Origin of the sequence: Prosthecobacter sp. (assembly GCF_044378005.1) — a bacterium.
Classification (GTDB): domain Bacteria; phylum Verrucomicrobiota; class Verrucomicrobiia; order Verrucomicrobiales; family Verrucomicrobiaceae; genus Prosthecobacter.
In genome coordinates, this window is sequence record NZ_JBILYB010000127.1 from 1 (window position 1) to 16,993 (window position 16,993).

Genomic DNA, 16,993 nt, shown 5'->3' on the forward strand with positions numbered 1-16,993 from the left:
AGGTCGTAAAGCTCGGCCAGGTGCTTATCAGGACTGCCATCGCCATGGGGATAGTGGATGTACTTCCAGCGGTCGGTGCGGATGGCGCGGACATTCGGGGTGTAGGGGAACTGCTTCTCGTAGTTGTAGTGGTAGAACCAGGCGGTGCGCCATTCGGGGTCGCCTTCCTTGACGAGTTTCACCCAGGATTTGCCGTGACTCTTGGGCAAGGCGGGTGCGCCGCAGAGTTCGAGGATGCTGGGGGCGATATCGACGGTGAGGATCTGTTTCTCGATGGTCCTGCCATTCCCAAGGGCAGGAAAGCGGGCAATGGCGGGGATGCGCAGGCTGGCTTCATGGGCGGTGCGTTTATCGACCATGCCGTGCTCGCCTTCGAGCAGGCCGTTGTCTCCCATGAAGATGACGAGCGTGTTTTCGAGCTGCTTGGTTTCTTCCAGCCACTTCATCATGCGACCGACGCTGTCATCGACGCTGAGGACGGTGCCCCAGTAGCCGTGGACCATGTTCTCGAAGTCCTTCACGGCTTCGGGGCGGTCATCGGGAAACTTTTTCCGCCACTCAAAGAGCGGGCCATAAATGCCGTGCCAGGTGTGGAGGCGCTGCTTCATCCAGGCGGGCTTGTCATCGAGCTGAAAGGCGGTGGCGGGGTAGGGCACGCGGATGTCGTCGAAGCTGTGCTCATACTTTGGCTCGGGCGTGTAGAAGCTGTGGGGAGCTTTTTGACCGATGAAGGCGCACCAGGGTTTGTCGGTGCTCTGCTGCTTCAGCCAGTCGAGCGCGAGGTCGGTGACGACGGTGGTGTAGTAGCCGGGGATAACTTTCCGCCCCTTGCCGTTGAGGTTCCACTCGGTGTCGAAGTATTTGCCCTGGCCTTTGTGGGTGACGAAGGTGTCGAAGCCGGGACGCGGCTCATCGTTGTCCTCACCCATGTGATATTTGCCGAAGTAGGCGGTGGCGTAGCCGGCATCATGCAGCAGGCCGGGGAAGCTCGGCATGGTGGCGGGATACTCGGTGAAGTTATTCGTCACGCCATGCGTGTGGGCGTAAAGGCCGCTCAGGATGCTGGCGCGGCTGGGGGAGCAGAGGGAGGTGGTGCAAAAGGTGTTTTTGAAAAGCACGCCCTCTTTGGCGATGCGGTCGATGTTCGGCGTCTTGACGTGCTTTGAGCCGTAGCAACCGAGAGCGTCGGGACGGAGGTCGTCACAGAGGATGAAAAGGACGTTTGGCTGCGCCGAGAAGGACGAATTCAGAAGGACGAATGACGAAACAAGGAAAGCAATGAAGCGCATGGTGGGAAGCGGGGGAACGATGGTTCGGAGGCCGGTTTGTCTGCTTATTGCCTGATCCCGGCATAGGCGAGCAGCCAGTCTCCGCCGCTGCCTTTGAGGGCTTCGGGGAGGAATTGCGGGAGTTCAGGCACGGCGATGTTCGGGTGCTTGGCGAGGAGCTTCTGATAAATGATGGCGAACTGTTTCGCTCCGGCATTCAGGCAGGTCTTGGCATCGCCATCGGCAAAGGCGGCCTTGGCAGATCCGATCATGAAGGCGCTGAGGAGTTTCTCTTCGGTGCCGGGAGCTTGCTTCTGGCAATGCGCCAGCCAGTCCTGCAAGGGATACTCGGGGATGTTGATGGGGTAGAAGGGGGTGTTTTTCAGATACGCCAGCACGGCGCCGGTGGCCTGGAGGCTGTCCTCGGAAAAGGGGTCGGCCATGTAGCGGTCGATCATTTCGTTGAGTCCGGCGCGCAGGGGCGGGTCTTTAATGACCTGGAGCACCATGCTGGCAAAGGTCTTCAACCCCGCCTCGCCATCATCACCCGTGCTGGTGGGGCGCATCTGACGGATGGTGATGACGTGGTCATCGAGCACCGTGATGCCCACCCATTGTTTGATCTGTGCCTGCTCGGTGCCTTCGTTGGTTTGCACCACACGTGTCATCGTGCAGACGCGCACGGCCAGGGGCAGATCCTCCTTCAGCCAGAGGTCGATGCCCGCTGCGCCGAGTTCGCCGATCTCCAGGTTCTTGTAGCGGCCCTCCTTGGACATCGCCCGGAGGTCGTTGATGACCCCGTCCATCTCTTGCAGGATGAGACTCTGCTTTGCCTCCATGGTGGTCACTTTCCCCTGCGTGGGGAAAAAGAAGATGTCCCCGCGTGCCCGCTCCTCCAGGTTTTCGTAGCGGATGAAGCATCCACCGCCCTGCTCATACTTGAACTCGCCCGCCAGCCGGTAGCCGCCCAGCATGACGGGAAAGGCCAGACTGGTGGGCTTGTGCTTCCAGGGTTTGCCATTCGGGTCCGGGGTGAACCAGCGGCCTGGAGGCTCGGCTCCGAAGGCGGAGAATGCCAAAATGGCGAGGCAGAGACTGACGTGGGGGATTTTCATGGCGGGGCGTTTGACCATCACTGGCGCTTCCTGCTCACTCGGGCAAGTGCCGCCAGCCCTTTGGAATTCAGTCCTTTCCCCGGTTGCATCCGTAACGAAAGAACGCATTCTCCCCGCCCCCCAAGTTACCCATGAGTGCCACGTTGCCGTTCCGCGCGAATCAAGATTTACTCGACTCCAAATATAATGACTGGAGCAAAGACCCTACTTCCGTCGATGCCGGATGGGCTTCCTTCTTCGAGGGCTTTGAACTCGGCATGGCCGAACTCGCCCGCCGCAAGGCTTCCGCAGGCACAGCTCCTGCCGCTGGCGGAGACGCCACGCTCTCCGAGGCCACGCTGAACTTCCGCATGCGTGTGACCAACGCGCTGCTCACCTTCCGCTCGCTCGGCCACCGTGCCTCGAAGCTCGATCCGCTCAGCGTGAGCGAATCCGGCGCTCCTGAACTGACCATGGAGGCGCTCGGCTTCACCGATGCGGATCTCGATCGCGATGTGCAGACGCAGATGTTCCGTGGCGGCCAGACCATGAAGCTGCGGGATTTCCTCGGAGAACTGAAGCGCGTCTATTGCAGCACGAGCGGCTTTGAGTTCATGCACATCCACAACCCGGAAGTGCGGAACTGGCTGCTGGAGCGCATTGAAAACCGCACCTTTGAGCCCACGCCATCCAAGGAATCCCAGGTCGATGCCCTCCGCTGGCTCCTCGAAGCCGAGTCCTTTGAGCGCTTCCTGCACCGCCGTTTCGTCGGCCAGAAACGTTTCTCCGTCGAGGGTGGTGAGTCCATGCTCGTCGCCTTGGAGACCATTTTGGAGAACTTCCCCGCTTCCGGCGGCAAGGAAATCGTCATGGGCATGGCCCACCGCGGCCGCCTTAGCGTGCTGGCAAACTTCCTCCGCAAGCCGCTGGAGATGCTCTTCTATGAGTTCAGTGAAAACTACGTCCCCGACACCGTCGGTGGCGATGGCGACGTGAAGTATCACCTCGGCTTCGAGACCGTCCGCGATACGAAGAACGGTGGCAAAGTGGCCATCATGCTCGCGCCCAACCCGAGCCATCTGGAAGCCGTCGATCCAGTCGTCGAAGGCATGGCCCGCGCCCGCCAGCGCTTCCTGGGTGACACCGCCGAGCGCAAACAGGTCCTGCCCATCCTGCTCCATGGTGACGCCGCTGTCGCCGGTCAGGGCATCGTCGCTGAGGTGCTGAATCTCTCCCAGCTTCCCGGTTACCGCACGGGTGGCACGATCCACATCGTGGTGAACAACCAGATCGGTTTCACCACCCTGCCAGCCGACGCCCGCTCCACAAACTACTGCACCGACGTCGCGAAGCTCATCGACGCGCCGGTCATCCATGTGAATGGTGACTGTCCGCTCGAAGTCGCCGCCGCTGCACGTCTCGCCCTGGAGTTCCGCCAGAAATTCGGTCGCGATGTCTTCGTCGATATCGTCTGCTACCGCCGCTACGGCCACAACGAGACCGACGAACCTGCATTCACGCAGCCAAACATGGCTCGCAGCATCGGTGCCCATGCCTCCACGGCCACCCTTTTCCGCCAGCAGCTCATCCAAACCGGAGTGCTCGATGAAGGTGGTGCCAATGCCCTGCAAAAGGAACTCGAAGACGAGCTCGAAGACGGTGTGAACACCCTCGCCAAAGGTGAAGGCCGCCACGGTGGCAATCCTTTCGAAGGCTCAACCGCGCAGCCGCAGGCCGCCTACGATTACAACGTCATCGACACTGGGGTCGCCCGCGAGCAGCTCACGAAGGTCGGCAAAAAGCTTCTCGAAGCGCCTGAAGGCTTCCATCTGCACCCGACCATCGCCAAACGCTTCCTCGCTGCTCGTGGCAAGGCCATCGAAAGCGGTGAAGGCATCGACTGGGCCACCGCCGAGTCACTCGCTTTCGGCACCATGCTCACCGAGGGCAATGGTGTCCGCCTTTCCGGTCAGGACGTGCGTCGCGGCACCTTCAGTCATCGCCACAGCGTCTTTTACGATACCGAGACCCGCGAGCGCCACATCCCGCTGAACAACCTCGAAGAAGGTCAGGCCAAGTTCTGCGTCTATAACTCGCTTTTGTCTGAAGCTGCTGTGCTCGGCTTTGATTATGGTTACTCCCTGCTCGCGCAAAATCTCCTCATCTGCTGGGAAGCCCAGTTCGGTGACTTCGTGAACGGTGCGCAGGTCATCATCGACCAGTTCATCGCCTCCGCTGAGAGCAAATGGCAGCGCCCGAGCCACATCACCCTGCTTTTGCCGCATGGTTATGAAGGCCAGGGCCCCGAGCACTCCAGCGCCCGCTTGGAACGCTTCCTGCAACTCTGCGCTGGCGGCAACATGCAGGTCTGCAACTTCACCACGCCCGCCCAATACTTCCACGCCCTTCGCCGTCAGGTGAAGCGCGGCACGCGCAAGCCTCTCATCGTCATGACGCCGAAGAGCCTTTTGCGCCACCCGCGCTGTGTCTCGAAGATCGACGACATGGCCGCGGGCACCAGCTTCAAAGAAGTACTGGATGACGACCTCCTCACCATCAGCCCCGAGCGCGTCACGCGTCTCATTTTCTGCTCGGGGAAGGTGTACTACGACCTGCTCGATTTCCGCGAGAAGAACAAGATCAAGAACGCCGCCATCATCCGCGTGGAGCAGCTCTACCCGCTGAACTACGAGATGCTCAAAGGCATCGTCGCCAAGTATCCGCGTGCTCAGAAAAAGTGGATCTGGTGTCAGGAAGAGCCGCGCAACATGGGTGCCTTCTATTACATCCGCCCACGTCTCGAAGAACTCTCCAACCACAAGCTCCGCTACGCCGGACGCGAGCGCTCCAGCAGCCCTGCCGCAGGCTCCAAAGCCATCCACGTCCGCGAACAGGACAACCTCGTCGAAGCCGCGTTCAGTTCATAATTCTGTTCATTCTGCAATCCTGTTCATCCTGTAAAAAGAGTTCCCTTCCCCCAAAGATCATGGCTGACATCAAAATCCCCGCACTCGGCGAATCCGTCGCCGGAGGTCAAATTTCCAAGTGGCACTTCCAAGTCGGCGACGCCGTCAAAGTCGGCGATGTGCTCCTGACTCTCGAAACCGACAAGGTCGCCGCTGAGGTCACCTCTGAATTCACCGGCGTGCTCGCTGGCATCGCCGCCAAAGAAGGTGACGACGTCGTCATCGGTGCCGTCGTCGGCAACATCACCGAAGGTGCCGCCGCTGCTGCCCCAGCCGTAGCGCCCGCTCCAGCACCCGCCGCACCCGTTGCCGTCGAGGCGCCGAAGCCTGCTGCACCAGCCCCCGTTGCTGAAGCACCCAAGCCCGCACCAGCCCCAGCTCCGAAGCCCGCTCCGAAAGCCGCCCCGGCTCCTGAAGGCCGCACCACGCGGAAAAAGATGAGCCCGCTGCGCCGAAAGATCGCTGACCAGCTCGTCAACGCCCAGCAGACCGCCGCCATCCTCACCACCTTCAACGAGTGTGACATGAGCAGCCTCATGGGCATGCGCTCGAAGCTTCAGGACAGCTTCGTCAAAACCCACGGCGTGAAGCTTGGCTTCATGTCCTTCTTCGTGAAGGCCGTCGTCGAGGCACTGAAGGCCGTCCCTCAGATCAATGTGAAGGTCGAAGGCGACGAGATCGTGCAGCAGCACTTCTACGACATCGGCGTCGCCGTCGGCACCGAGCGTGGTTTGATCGTCCCCGTCATTCGCGATGCTGATCAGAAGAGCTTCGCCGAGATCGAAAAAGACATCCTCGCCTACGCGGCGAAGGCCAAGGAAGGCAAAATCGAGCTGTCCGACCTCACCGGCGGCGTCTTCACCATCTCGAATGGTGGTGTCTATGGCTCGCTGCTCAGCACCCCGATCATCAATCCTCCACAGAGCGCCATCCTCGGCATGCACACCATCCAGCAGCGTCCCGTCGCGGTCGATGGTCAGGTCGTCATCCGCCCGATGATGTATCTCGCCCTCAGCTACGATCACCGCGTCGTCGATGGCAAGGAGGCCGTCACCTTCCTGATCCGCATCAAGGACTGCATCGAGAACCCCGCGCGCATGTTGGTAGGGGCTTAACCCTCGCTCTCCGCTCTCGGATCACGGGAAAGCAGCGCCCGCATGGCTTCGCGGGCGGGCTTGCCCTGATGCAGGATGGCGTAAATTTCTGCCAGCAGCGGCGATCTCACGCCTTTGGTCTGCGCGGCTTCGTAGAGGCTGGCGGTGTTTGGCACACCCTCGGCCACCATGCGCGTGCTGGCGATGATGTCCGCGAGTGACATGCCTTCGCCAAGCAGTTTGCCGACTCGATGATTCCGGCTGTGCTCGGAGTAGCAGGTGGCGATGAGATCTCCCACGCCGGCGAGGCCATAGCAGGTCTCGGCTTTGCCCCCCATGACGACGATCATCCGCACCATCTCTGCCAAAGCGCGGGTCACCAGCGCGGCGATGGCGTTGTCTCCCAGCTTTAATCCGAGCGCGATCCCGGCGGCGATGGCATAAGGGTTTTTCATGGCTCCGGCCCACTCCACTCCAGCGACGTCATCGCTCGTGTAACTGCGGAACCATGGCAGCGTGAAACAGGCCTGCACGTCCCGAGCGATGTCTTGATCTGCGCAGGCCACGACGGCGGCCGTGGCGAGGCGTTGAGACACTTCTTCCGCGTGATTTGGCCCCGTGAGCACGGCGTGCTGCGGGCCGGGAAGCACCTCGGCGAGGATCTCGGACATGCGTTTGCCCGAATGAAGCTCGATGCCCTTCGCGCATGAAACGGCAACACGGGCATGTTGATGCAACCCCGTCGCGGCGATGGCCAGTGCGGTGTCGCGGATGCCTTTTGATGGCACCACGAAGACGATCATGTCCGCTGGAGCCAATGTGCTGAGGTCGCTCGTAATGGTGATACCATCAGGTAGATGCAGCCCAGAGAGATAGCGCGAGTTCCGCCGCGTCCGGCGGATCTCGCTCATCAAGGTTTCGTCACGGCCCCAGAACTGTACTTTCAACCCGCGCTCATGCAGAAGGGAGGCGAGTGCGGTGCCCCAGCTTCCTGCGCCGAGGACGATGGCGCTTTTCATGGTGAGCTGGGTGGTGGGCATCCCGCTTTGTGCTGACAATCACCGCTTGCGTCAAGGGCGGGCATCAATTCACCGACACGGCACCCACGGTGGGCACATAGACTTCTTCGCCTTCCTTCAACTCTTTATCGGCGGGGAGCTGGTTCATCGCGCGGATGTTTGCCACGGTCGTGCTGAACATGTTCGCCACGCTGTCGAGCGTGTCTCCGCGCTCCATGCGGTAGGCGACGATGCCGCGTGGCATGGTGGGGGAAGTGATGTCGGGCTTGATGGGTGGCAGGGGCTCGGCGGGCTTGAGTGGAGCGATGGCTGGCTCCTGCCTCCTTGGCTCATCGGCGAGGCGCAGGTGCTCCAGAGGCTGGGTTTCCTGATCTTGCCAGGCAGGCTCGGCGGGGACAGTGCGGGTGGACTTCACGCCGGGAATGGTGAGCCGCTTTCCGAGTGGAATGACGTTGGGATTCTTCAGTCGGTTCGCAGCCACGATTTTCGCGACGGTGGTGCGGTACTTTGCCGCGATTTTCATCAGTGTCTCATTTTTGCCGACGGTGTGGGTGGTGCTGCCAGTGGTGACGGTGACCGTCTTGCCGGGCTGTGACGAACTGCGCTGAGAACCGGGAATGCGAGTGGGATTCGGGATGACCAAACGCTCGCCAGCGCGGAGGTCGGTGGCATACACGGTGGGGTTGGCACGGGCAATGGCGTCTCCCCGCACGCCGTAGGCACGAGCGATGTCTTCAAAATCCTCTCCGCCGGCCACGACGTGGACAAGGGTGGTGGAAGTGATCTTGTTGCTGGACCAGGTCTGGCCATCAGGAATCAACAGACTCTCGCCGATGTCGAGAGTGTCCCCGCTGAGACGGTTCAGGGAGCGCAACTCGCCGACACTGGTATTGTAGCGGGAGGCCACGTTGTAGAGCGTGTCGCCCGGGCGGACGATGTGTGTTTTGCCCGAGGGCACCTTGTCGGCGATGCCGCCGCCTTCGATGGAGTCGGGCAGCAGGCCCACGTCCCGCTCGATGCGGCCGAGGCGCAGATCCTGGCGGTGGTCGCTGCTTTCGAGCTTACCGACGCGGGTTTCGAGTGAGCTGGAGGTGCTTTTCGACTTCGAGGCCGTGGAGCTCCCGGCCGGAGGCCGATAGGTGGATTTCGATGTGGTGCCGGACTTGCTCGTACCCTTCTTGGTCGAACCAGACGAGCGGTTCGTCGTCGGTGAGCCGATGGCTGGGGGCCGATACACAGGGACATTGAACCCCGGAGGCGGTGGCCCAGGAGGTGGAGTCGGCATCCTGGGTGCCACAGGCATCTGGTAGGCCGGAGGCTGGATGGCTCCTGGCGCATATCCGCTCAGGCCTGATCCGGCTGGAGGTGCGGGCTGGGCGATGACGAGGGCCGAATCGACACCTGTGGTGACCAGAACGAGCGCCAGACGTGCCAGCGGAGTTGCGAGGAGACTAACCTTCATGCTATATAGTTTAGTCTCACGAACAATACGCACCAGCTTATTTTTTTAAAATTCCGTATAATTTTTCAAAAACTTTACCTTCTGTGCCTGCTTCGCCTGCTCTCATCCTCCGCAGCCTTGCCTCCTATGGGGCGCTTGGGCTGGCGATGGCCGCGCTCGGCTGGCTCGCGCTGCGTCTGGAGGCCATCCCAGCGGTGCAAATCCAGCCCTGGGAGCTAGAGTCAGCGCCGCTGGTGATCGTGGATGCCGGGCATGGAGGTCATGACGGCGGGGCTGTGGCAAATGGACTGATCGAGAAAAACCTGAGCCTCACTTTGGCCCGCCAGGTCCGGGATCATCTGGAGGAGGCTGGGGTCCGCGTGCGCATGACGCGGGAAAAGGACCGCTTTTTGGAACTGGAGGAACGCTGCCAGATCGCTGCCGAAGCCGATGCAGACGCCTTTGTCAGTGTGCATCTCAATACGAGCCCCGCGCCCGAGGTGCAGGGGCTGGAGACCTACTATGCCGCCACGCAGTCGCTGCTCGCCCGCCCGGCGAAGTCTAAAGGCAAGTCCATGGGCGAGACACTGGCTCAGATCATCCAGCGTCGAGCCAGCGAGGCCACGAAGGCGGAAGATCGTGGCATCAAAGACAGCCAGCTCATCGTGGTCATGCGCACGCCCTGCCCGGCGGCGTTGGTGGAGTGCGGCTTCCTGACTCATTCCGGGGAAGCCCGCCGCCTGAGTCGCGAGGAGTATCAGGCCAAGCTGACGAAAGGCATCGCCGACGGCGTGGTGGAGTTTTTGAAAGGGCGCGTGTCTGAGATGGCAAAGCTCGCCCAGTCGGAGACGCGCTCTCGCTGATAGAAGTCTTGGCGGTGTGGTGAAGACATTGCTATACCAAGACGCCCTCCTCATGCCCGCCCGACTCCCCACCCGCTTTCTCTGGAGCCTTCTGCTCCTCGGATTGGTGTCGCTGGGGCTCTACGCCACCTTTGCGGCCGTGCATTACTCATGGAACTGGAGCGCTGCGTGGGCCTACCGAGAACAGTTTGCCTGGGGTTGGGTCACCACGCTCGGCATCTCGGCAGGAGCCATGGTGATAAGCGTGTTGCTCGGCTTTGCCCTTATGCTTGGAAGACGGTCCCCGTGGGAACCCGTACGACTGTTCAGCTCTGGCACCGTCGAGATCGTGCGTGGCTCGCCGCTGCTCGTGCAGCTTTTGCTCGGCTACTACATCGTGGCCACGGCGCTGCATGTGAACTCGCCGCTCGTCGTCGGCACGCTGCTGCTCGGCTTGTTTGAGGCGGCGTATCTGGCGGAGATCTTCCGCGGAGCCGTGGAGAGCATCGGGGCCTCGCAGTGGGAGGCAGCGCGCGCGGTGGGATTCAATACCACGCAGACTTACCGCTACGTCATCATCCCCCAGGCCGTGCGCCGTGCGCTGCCTGGCACAACGGGTGAACTTGTCTCCCTCATCAAATCCTCGTCGCTGCTCTCCGTCATCGGCATTGAGGAACTGGTGCAGAAGGTGCGCATCATGAACTCCAGCAGCTACACCGCACTGGAGGGCTACCTGCCGCTCGCTGTGGCCTACCTTATCGTCACGCTGCCGCTGTCCTGGTGGGCGCGGCGCTTGGAAAGGAGGTTCGCCTATGAAACTTGAATCACGAAAAGTGACAAAGCGCTACGGCAGCTTCCTCGCGCTCGACGAGACCAGCTTTCAAACGGGTGACGACGCGCGCGTCGTGGCTCTGCTCGGCCCCAGTGGCGGAGGAAAGTCCACCCTCCTGCGTGTACTCGGCGGATTGCTTTTACCCGAAGCCGGCGAGGTGCTCGTCGATGGATCGCCGCTGCCACATGACCCGGAAGCTGCCCTCGTGGCTTTGCGGAAAAACGGCTTCGTCTTCCAGGGCTACAATCTTTTCCCCCATCTCAGCGCACTGGAAAACATCGTCCTGCCACTGCGAACCGTGCATGGCTGGAGCAGCGTGGATGCAACAGCACGCGCAGTCGAGTTGCTCACGCGGCTCGGCCTCGCCGAACATCAGCACAAGCGCCCCGCCGAGCTCTCTGGTGGCCAGCAACAGCGCGCCGCCATCGCCCGTGCGCTGGCACCCAAGCCTAGTTTGCTACTCCTCGATGAACCCACTTCCGCGCTTGATCCCGTGATGACAGGCGAGGTGCTCGATGTCATCCGCGAACTCGCCGAAGGAGGCCAGCAGATCGTCCTGGCCACCCATGAGATCAGCTTTGCCAAAAAAGTGGCCGACTGGGTCGTCTTCCTCGCCCGAGGTCGTGTGGAGGAGTCCTGCACAGCGGAGCAGTTCTTCGAGCAGCCGACATCGCCGTTGGCGCGCGAGTATCTACAAGGGCTGTCGAAGTATCGTTAAACTTCGACTGGTACACGGAGAGGGATTCGAACCCCCGACCAACTCGGTGTAAACGAGCCGCTCTACCACTGAGCTATCCGTGCGCGTGAGGTATGGCTGAGTCTGTGGCGCGCAGAAGCGAGCGCGCAAGTGCTAATCACACCACGAAGTCTCCCTCGGCCATGACGGTGTGCTTGGGGACACTGCGCAGGGATTCGGGGAGCATGAAGTAATGGCAGACTAGCTGGTCGCGGGTCAGCAGAGCAGGTGTGGCATCCCAGGCGTGATCACCAGGAAAGCTGGCGCTGGTGATGAGGTTGGCTTTGGTGGGGAGCAGGCTGGGCAGGCGAGTCACAGCACCTGCGAGGGCGTGCAGTTCGCTGAAGTCATCGCGGGTGGTGAAGGCTTCGAGGATGTCCCAGGCGGGAAGGCCGCGCACGCGGTGTGGTGAGAGAATGAGGAAGGAATGCAGCGTTCCTGAGGCATCCATGGCACCGACGAAGGTCTGCTGGCGCGTTGGGGTGCTGAGCTGCCAGCGTAGTGACTCGGGCGTGTGCCACTTTTCCAGCCGGTCGGCTTTTTGATAGGGGCGGCTGATGGCGAGGACATCTTGCACGTTGGTGGTGAGCGTCATGGCGGCATCGAGCCGGGGCCAGCGGCTGAGCTTGGCCAAAGTTCCTGTGAGGAAATATCGCCGCTGCACCTGGGTCTCGGCGCGTGCGTCCATCTTGAGGAGGGTGTGCTGGAGCTTCGGACTCGGGGTGGTGTGGAAGATGGGGATTTCTTCACTGAGGCTGCGCATCTTCAGCAGCATGGAGAGACCTGCCTTCGGGTATTCGGGGAGCACCTCCAGCGTGGTGGCCAGCAAAACGGGAATCGTTTGCCCATGGAGGGCGTAGCCTGCGGGGAGCGAGCCGGCGTATCCCACGACCTTGCCCTGATGATGAATCACACGACCACGGTAGGAATGCAGGTGAGCGGAAGGATTATCATCCCACCAATGCATGAGGCGATCTTCCCAGGTGCCTTGGATCGGCATTAAGCCTCCCGGACGCTTCAGGAATGCCAGCAACTCCGCGCGTTCGGCGGGGCTATCCTGGTATTCCTGGAAGGTGGTTTCGGGCATGAAGGCGGATAGCTAAAGGCTTAACTCCATGCCTGCCAATTCCGATTCGATTCAGAGATCGCGCACGAAGATATTCGCATAGCCGACGGCTTGCGTAAGGTCGGCTAGGCCGATGCGACCCTTCGCGCTCATATCGACGGTGGCCTCGAAGGTCTGCGGGTTCTTTTCCTGCGCTTCGGTGATGAGCACCTTCGCGCTCTTGCCCTGGAGAGTGGCTTTGATGCGATACCAGCGGCCCGCTTTGATCTTGTCGACTCCAAGGGAGATGGCGCCTTTGCCGCCGGCTCCGAGTTCCACGAGGGGATGACTCAGGCCGCGCACGCAGAGTCCTGCGGCGGGTTTGGTGAGATCAGCGTCTTTCGGCAGATTCACATCGCAGATGATTTCGCAGTCACCAAACTCGGCCTCGCTCCAGAGGGCGGAACCGGTTTGCCCGGTGAGGAGCTGGATCTGCCAGTCGCTGCTCTTCCACTTCGAGCCGCCGGTGGCGGGGACGCGCCAGTTACGGAAATCGACGCCGGTGTAGAGCGGCTTCCAGCCTAGATCGGCAGGCGCGGTGAGTTCGGCGGGTGTGCTGGTGGAGGGGAGTTCTTTGATGCGCACATTGCGGAACTCCACAGGCGCGCCTTCGGACTCGAGGGCGAGGTAGCCTTTGCGGTAGTTGCAGTTGTCACCACCACTGACGACCTTGCCATTCACGGCGAGGGTGAGGCGGCCGTTGTTGGCCTCGATGCGGTAGTGATTCCACTCGGGGCTGGGTTTGCTGCGCTCCTCGCTGGGGAAGCTGCGTGAGCCGCTGTGATCGCCGTGTGGGTCCATGGTGGCTCCATGGATGGGGAAGACATCACCGTGGGTGGTGAACCAGCGCGGCTTGGTCGGGTCGGCATTTTTCATGTAGCCGTGGTCGAGCACCTGGACCTCAATGCCACGGAGGAAGGGCACGCCAGGGGCGCTGATGGGGGTTCCCCAGATGAAAACGCCGGAATTTCCGCCGCTGCTGAGATGCCGCCACTCGGCCTCCAGGACGAAGTTTTCATACTGCTTCGCTGTGCGCAGGGCTCCGGTGGGCTTGCCTGTGCAGGCGATGACGCCGTCTTTGATGCTCCAGGTTTCAGGGGCGCAATTCGCGTTCACCCAGCCATCCAGGCTGTTTGGCTGGAACATCGGCACAAAGCCGTCCTCGGCATGGAGCAGGGGCGCGGAGGTCAGGGCGAGGGCCAGAAAAGCAGGGCTGAGGGAGTTGAAAAAGCGCATGTCGGAGAAGGGCAGACTCAAACGCGAGCCGGAGCGGACTCCATGCAAACGGTTTTTCCGTTTGCCCAATGGAGCGCGGCGGCTTACTTCCGCGCCCGTTTTCCACCCAGCCAACTACCGCACGCCATGCTCGAATTTTTCCGCCGCCACCGTGGTGCCTTCATGATCACCCTCACCGTGGTCATCATCATCAGCTTTGCCTCCTGGGGCGGCACCCGCACCGACGGCCAGAAGATGGCCACCACCTCGGATGATGCCTTCACCATCTATGGGGACAAATACACCGTCGCCGAAATGCAGCGCCTGGAGCGCTCCACGCAGATCATCCAGATGCTGCAGATGTATGAACTCTACTTCGGCCTCATGTCGGCTGCTCGCAGCCCGGAGTCCGGCGGACGCGACTTCGTTTTCAACATGCTCGTGCTGAAACGCCAGATGGCAGACCTCGGCATCCATCCGAGTGATGCAGAGGCGAAGGCCGAGCTGGAGAAAACCCAGGCTCTCCAGGAGAACGGTGTCTTCAGCCCGCAGCGCGCTTTCAACCTCCAGCAGAACCTCGGCATGTATGGCATGGGTGGGCAGGACATGCTCGACATCGCGAAGCTGAGCCTCGGCTACAAGCGCCTCCAGGAACTCATCGGCAAGAACTACGTGCCTTCGCCAGTCGAGACTGAGAAGGCCTACGCCAGCCGTCATCAGACACTCAAGATTCAGACCATCAACTTCGCTCTCGATGACTTCAAAAAGACCGCTGAGGTGAAGGAAGACGAACTCAAAAAGTATTACGACGAGAACAAAGATACCTACAAGTCGATCGAGAAGCGTGCGGTCAGTTATGTCCTCTTTGCCAATCCGGCCGAGCTGGACAAGAAGCCGCTCGAAGAGCGTACGAAACTCCAGAAGGAGCAGGTCGCCCGCGTGGAGAAGTTCAACGAGGCCAGCATCGCCCCAGGGGCCAAGTTTGATGAGATCGTGAAGACGCTGAAGGAAAAGGCCGAGACCGCCGCGCTCTTCGCCAAAGACACTCCGCCTGATGCCATCAAGGACGAGAAGGAATTCATCGACGCCATCTTTGCGCACAACAAGGACTCCCGCCCGATCAGTGATCCGGTGAAGGGAACCAAGGGTTACTACATTTTTGCCGTCACCAAGGTGGAGGAACCGAAGCAGCAGGAACTCGCTGAAGTGAAGGACAAGGTGAAGGAAGTCCTCGTCGGCCAGAAAGCCCAGGAAGCTCTCTCCAAAGCCGTGAACGACGCCCGCACCGCGCTTCAAGAAGGCCTGAAGGCAGGCAAGAAGATCGACGATCTCGCCAAGGAAAAGGAGCTCACTCTTGCTGCCGTGAAGGAACTCACCGTCAACGAGCCTCCGACCGATCTGCCAAACGCCCAGGAGATCGCCACCGAGGCTCAGAAGGTCGCCGCAGGCGAAGTCGCCAAGGCTGTGAACACCGACAAAGGCGCGACACTCGTCTATGTGGCCGCCCGTGAACTCCGCAAACGCGACGACAGCGCCGCCCTCCGCAAGAACACCGAAGACCGCAATGCCAGCCAGGAGCGCCAGCGCCTCTTCCAATCCTGGTTCAACCAGAAGCGCGAGGAAGCCGGTCTTCAGGTGCATCTGAAGATGAGCGCGTAAGCGTTCACTCCGCACCATGTCCGACTCATCCGCTGCTGCCATCGACGACCTTTTCGACGAGGCCAGCGGCTGCATCGCCCTCGGCGATCTCGAAGGTGCCGTGCCGCTTTACCGCCGCTGTGTGGAGATTGATCCGCAGTTCTTCGATGGCTGGCATGCACTCGGCATGTCGCTGATGAAAACGGGCCACTTGAAGGAAGCCATCGGGGCCGGACTCATGGCCACCACGCTCCGTCCGAATGATCTCCTCGCCTGGACGGCGCTGAGTCAAATGTATGTGGCCAACCACCAGATCGCGGAAGCTGAGGACGCCAAAGGCAAGGCGCGCATCCTTTCGCTCGGCGGCAAGGTGGTGAAGGATAGCTGAGTCAAATTTGTTTCCCCATCATGCTTCCCGATCACTCTGGAATCTCCGCACTCATCCGCCACCGTCGTTCCATCAAGCCGGCGGACATGGACCCTGCTCGTGACATCGAGCACGGCCTTCTGCTCCAGCTTCTCGAAGACGCCACCTGGGCTCCGACTCACGGTCTGACCGAGCCGTGGAAGTTTCATGTGTTTCAGGGCGGCTCACGCCAGCATCTGGCGGCACAGATGCAGCAGTCGTATCGCGAGAGCACACCTCCGGCGGAGTTCCGAGAGGACAAGCTGCAAAAGATGGGCAGCACGCCGCTGATGGCAGCTGTCGTGATCGCGGTCGTGATGGAGCGGAACGGTGGTGCGAAGATTCCCGAGATCGAAGAGATCGAGGCGGTGGCCTGCGCGCTGCAAAATCTCCAGCTCAGCGCTACGGCGGCCGGGCTCGGCGGCTACTGGTCATCTCCGCCCGTGCTGGATGCTCCCAGCTTCCGCGAGTGGCTCGGGATTCGGGCTGAAGATCGCTGCGTCGGACTCATCTACCTCGGCTGGCCGAAGCCGGGCCTCAACTGGCCGCGCAGTGTGCGCCAGCCGGTGGAGACGAAAATTGTCTGGCGCTGATTTGTTCACGGAACTCGGCTGGCACGCTGCCCATCGCTCGCGTAATCCTCCCCATGCTCGACTGGTTTCAAGATTACTGGGAATGGCTCACCACCATGATCACCTCGCTGCCGTGGCAGATACTCAGCGTTTGGGCGCTGACGATCTGCCTGCTGCTCGTCGGCCTGATCGGCTCCGTGCTGCCACTGCTTCCAGGGCCTTTTTTGATCTTCATCGCCGGGGTGCTGCACACGCTGCTGCTGCCGGAGCATGGCATGGGCTGGGTAGGTATCGTCATCCTGGTTCTGCTGCTAGTAGTCTCCTACTTTGTGGACATGGCCGCCGGTGCGATGGGCGCGCGCTGGTTCGGGGCGAGCCGCTGGGGAATCATGGGCGTCTTTGTTGGTGGCATTATCGGACTCTTCTTTGCCCCGCTGGGCTTCATCCTTGGACCGCTGATCGGCGGTCTTGCCTTTGAGCTGATCTTTGCCAAGAAGCGCATGGCTCCTGCGGTAAAAAGCACCTGGGGCACTCTGCTCGGTACCGGAGTTGGTCTCGCGGTACGCTTTGCTCTGGCTCTGGCGATGGTCGCCACCGTGCTGGTGGATGTGATTTGGTAGAGGCTTAGCTGGGACTTGCTTCGGAGGGTGCAGGCGTCACTTTTGGGGTGCCACGTCCGATGATCATTCCAAGGATCGCGCCGATGGCGATGAGGGCTGCCGGGATGGTCGGCGGGCACCAGAGGAGTCCTGCCTGGAAGGCTAT

15 protein-coding genes and 1 tRNA gene are annotated in these 16,993 nt (G+C 61.2%); 9 read left to right on the plus strand and 7 right to left on the minus strand.

The genetic code is table 11. From position 1 onward, the window contains the following. Both AC6FTP_RS19935 and AC6FTP_RS19940 read right to left on the minus strand, forming a co-directional pair. Positions 1–1,289: sulfatase family protein (locus AC6FTP_RS19935; protein WP_497208668.1), on the minus strand; the 1,289-nt coding region annotated here is incomplete at its 3' end. 44 nt (positions 1,290–1,333) lie between these two features. Beyond that, the gene (locus tag AC6FTP_RS19940) at positions 1,334–2,383 is read right to left on the minus strand and encodes a hypothetical protein (protein WP_497208669.1); all 1,050 of its coding nucleotides are present in this window, start codon (positions 2,381–2,383) and stop codon (positions 1,334–1,336) included. Positions 2,384–2,514: 131 nt separating this feature from the next. Between AC6FTP_RS19940 and AC6FTP_RS19945 the strand changes: the two genes are divergently transcribed. After that, complete coding sequence (locus AC6FTP_RS19945) at positions 2,515–5,289, plus strand: 2-oxoglutarate dehydrogenase E1 component (protein ID WP_497208670.1); 2,775 nt, start codon at positions 2,515–2,517, stop codon at positions 5,287–5,289. A 56-nt stretch (positions 5,290–5,345) separates the two neighbouring features. Continuing rightward, complete coding sequence (sucB, locus tag AC6FTP_RS19950) at positions 5,346–6,443, plus strand: dihydrolipoyllysine-residue succinyltransferase (protein WP_497208681.1); 1,098 nt, start codon at positions 5,346–5,348, stop codon at positions 6,441–6,443. Here the strand turns inward: sucB and AC6FTP_RS19955 are convergent. Together AC6FTP_RS19955 and AC6FTP_RS19960 are read right to left on the minus strand one after the other, a co-directional pair. Next, positions 6,440–7,441 (minus strand): NAD(P)H-dependent glycerol-3-phosphate dehydrogenase, encoded by a 1,002-nt coding sequence (locus AC6FTP_RS19955; protein ID WP_497208671.1) that lies wholly within the window; start codon positions 7,439–7,441, stop codon positions 6,440–6,442. The two genes, sucB and AC6FTP_RS19955, sit on opposite strands and share 4 nt — an antisense overlap. A gap of 64 nt (positions 7,442–7,505) precedes the next feature. Next, entirely contained in the window at positions 7,506–8,903 is a 1,398-nt protein-coding gene (locus AC6FTP_RS19960; RefSeq protein ID WP_497208672.1) for a LysM peptidoglycan-binding domain-containing protein, read from the minus strand. An 83-nt stretch (positions 8,904–8,986) separates the two neighbouring features. Here AC6FTP_RS19960 and AC6FTP_RS19965 point away from each other — a divergent pair, with 83 nt between their 5' ends. The 3 genes from AC6FTP_RS19965 to AC6FTP_RS19975 are packed head-to-tail and all read left to right on the plus strand — an operon-like array spanning position 8,987 to position 11,274. Next, positions 8,987–9,745: an N-acetylmuramoyl-L-alanine amidase gene (locus AC6FTP_RS19965; RefSeq protein WP_497208673.1), complete on the plus strand. Its 759-nt coding sequence runs from the start codon at positions 8,987–8,989 to the stop codon at positions 9,743–9,745. Between the two features lie 52 nt (positions 9,746–9,797). Further along, positions 9,798–10,547, plus strand: coding sequence for an amino acid ABC transporter permease (locus tag AC6FTP_RS19970; protein WP_497208674.1), 750 nt, complete (start codon positions 9,798–9,800; stop codon positions 10,545–10,547). After that, entirely contained in the window at positions 10,537–11,274 is a 738-nt protein-coding gene (locus AC6FTP_RS19975) for an amino acid ABC transporter ATP-binding protein (protein ID WP_497208675.1), read from the plus strand. The genes AC6FTP_RS19970 and AC6FTP_RS19975 overlap by 11 nt, the downstream gene beginning before the upstream one ends. A gap of 8 nt (positions 11,275–11,282) precedes the next feature. Here the strand turns inward: AC6FTP_RS19975 and AC6FTP_RS19980 are convergent. The 3 genes from AC6FTP_RS19980 to AC6FTP_RS19990 form a co-directional block, all read right to left on the minus strand. Continuing rightward, positions 11,283–11,357 (minus strand) — tRNA-Val (locus tag AC6FTP_RS19980). 53 nt (positions 11,358–11,410) lie between these two features. Continuing rightward, a complete protein-coding gene (locus AC6FTP_RS19985) occupies positions 11,411–12,379 on the minus strand; it encodes a hypothetical protein (protein WP_497208676.1) in 969 nt (322 codons plus the stop codon). A 51-nt stretch (positions 12,380–12,430) separates the two neighbouring features. After that, positions 12,431–13,633 carry a 3-keto-disaccharide hydrolase gene (locus AC6FTP_RS19990; RefSeq protein ID WP_497208677.1) on the minus strand — a complete coding sequence of 401 codons (1,203 nt, stop codon included), beginning with the start codon at positions 13,631–13,633 and terminating at the stop codon, positions 12,431–12,433. A gap of 126 nt (positions 13,634–13,759) precedes the next feature. Here AC6FTP_RS19990 and AC6FTP_RS19995 point away from each other — a divergent pair, with 126 nt between their 5' ends. Genes AC6FTP_RS19995 through AC6FTP_RS20010 form a run of 4 tightly spaced genes read left to right on the plus strand, consistent with a single transcriptional unit; the run spans position 13,760 to position 16,848 of the window. Beyond that, positions 13,760–15,271, plus strand: a complete 1,512-nt coding sequence (locus AC6FTP_RS19995; RefSeq protein WP_497208678.1) for a peptidylprolyl isomerase — start codon at positions 13,760–13,762, stop codon at positions 15,269–15,271. Between the two features lie 16 nt (positions 15,272–15,287). Further along, on the plus strand, positions 15,288–15,638 hold the full coding sequence (locus AC6FTP_RS20000) for a tetratricopeptide repeat protein (RefSeq protein WP_497200453.1): 351 nt from the start codon (positions 15,288–15,290) through the stop codon (positions 15,636–15,638). Positions 15,639–15,658: 20 nt separating this feature from the next. Beyond that, positions 15,659–16,249: a nitroreductase family protein gene (locus AC6FTP_RS20005; protein ID WP_497208679.1), complete on the plus strand. Its 591-nt coding sequence runs from the start codon at positions 15,659–15,661 to the stop codon at positions 16,247–16,249. 53 nt (positions 16,250–16,302) lie between these two features. Continuing rightward, the gene (locus AC6FTP_RS20010) at positions 16,303–16,848 is read left to right on the plus strand and encodes a DUF456 domain-containing protein (protein ID WP_497208680.1); all 546 of its coding nucleotides are present in this window, start codon (positions 16,303–16,305) and stop codon (positions 16,846–16,848) included. Positions 16,849–16,993: the final 145 nt, after the last annotated feature.

Bases quoted from the DNA above. Each gene is read 5' to 3' on its own strand.
- AC6FTP_RS20000 (WP_497200453.1), top strand. From the start codon at position 15,288: ATGTCCGACTCATCCGCTGCTGCCATCGACGACCTTTTCGACGAGGCC.
- AC6FTP_RS20010 (WP_497208680.1), top strand. From the start codon at position 16,303: ATGCTCGACTGGTTTCAAGATTACTGGGAATGGCTCACCACCATGATC.
- AC6FTP_RS19970 (WP_497208674.1), top strand. From the start codon at position 9,798: ATGCCCGCCCGACTCCCCACCCGCTTTCTCTGGAGCCTTCTGCTCCTC.
- AC6FTP_RS19945 (WP_497208670.1), top strand. From the start codon at position 2,515: ATGAGTGCCACGTTGCCGTTCCGCGCGAATCAAGATTTACTCGACTCC.
- AC6FTP_RS19975 (WP_497208675.1), top strand. From the start codon at position 10,537: ATGAAACTTGAATCACGAAAAGTGACAAAGCGCTACGGCAGCTTCCTC.
- AC6FTP_RS19960 (WP_497208672.1), bottom strand. From the start codon at position 8,903: ATGAAGGTTAGTCTCCTCGCAACTCCGCTGGCACGTCTGGCGCTCGTT.
- AC6FTP_RS19985 (WP_497208676.1), bottom strand. From the start codon at position 12,379: ATGCCCGAAACCACCTTCCAGGAATACCAGGATAGCCCCGCCGAACGC.
- AC6FTP_RS19995 (WP_497208678.1), top strand. From the start codon at position 13,760: ATGCTCGAATTTTTCCGCCGCCACCGTGGTGCCTTCATGATCACCCTC.
- AC6FTP_RS20005 (WP_497208679.1), top strand. From the start codon at position 15,659: ATGCTTCCCGATCACTCTGGAATCTCCGCACTCATCCGCCACCGTCGT.
- AC6FTP_RS19990 (WP_497208677.1), bottom strand. From the start codon at position 13,633: ATGCGCTTTTTCAACTCCCTCAGCCCTGCTTTTCTGGCCCTCGCCCTG.
- AC6FTP_RS19940 (WP_497208669.1), bottom strand. From the start codon at position 2,383: ATGAAAATCCCCCACGTCAGTCTCTGCCTCGCCATTTTGGCATTCTCC.
- AC6FTP_RS19955 (WP_497208671.1), bottom strand. From the start codon at position 7,441: ATGAAAAGCGCCATCGTCCTCGGCGCAGGAAGCTGGGGCACCGCACTC.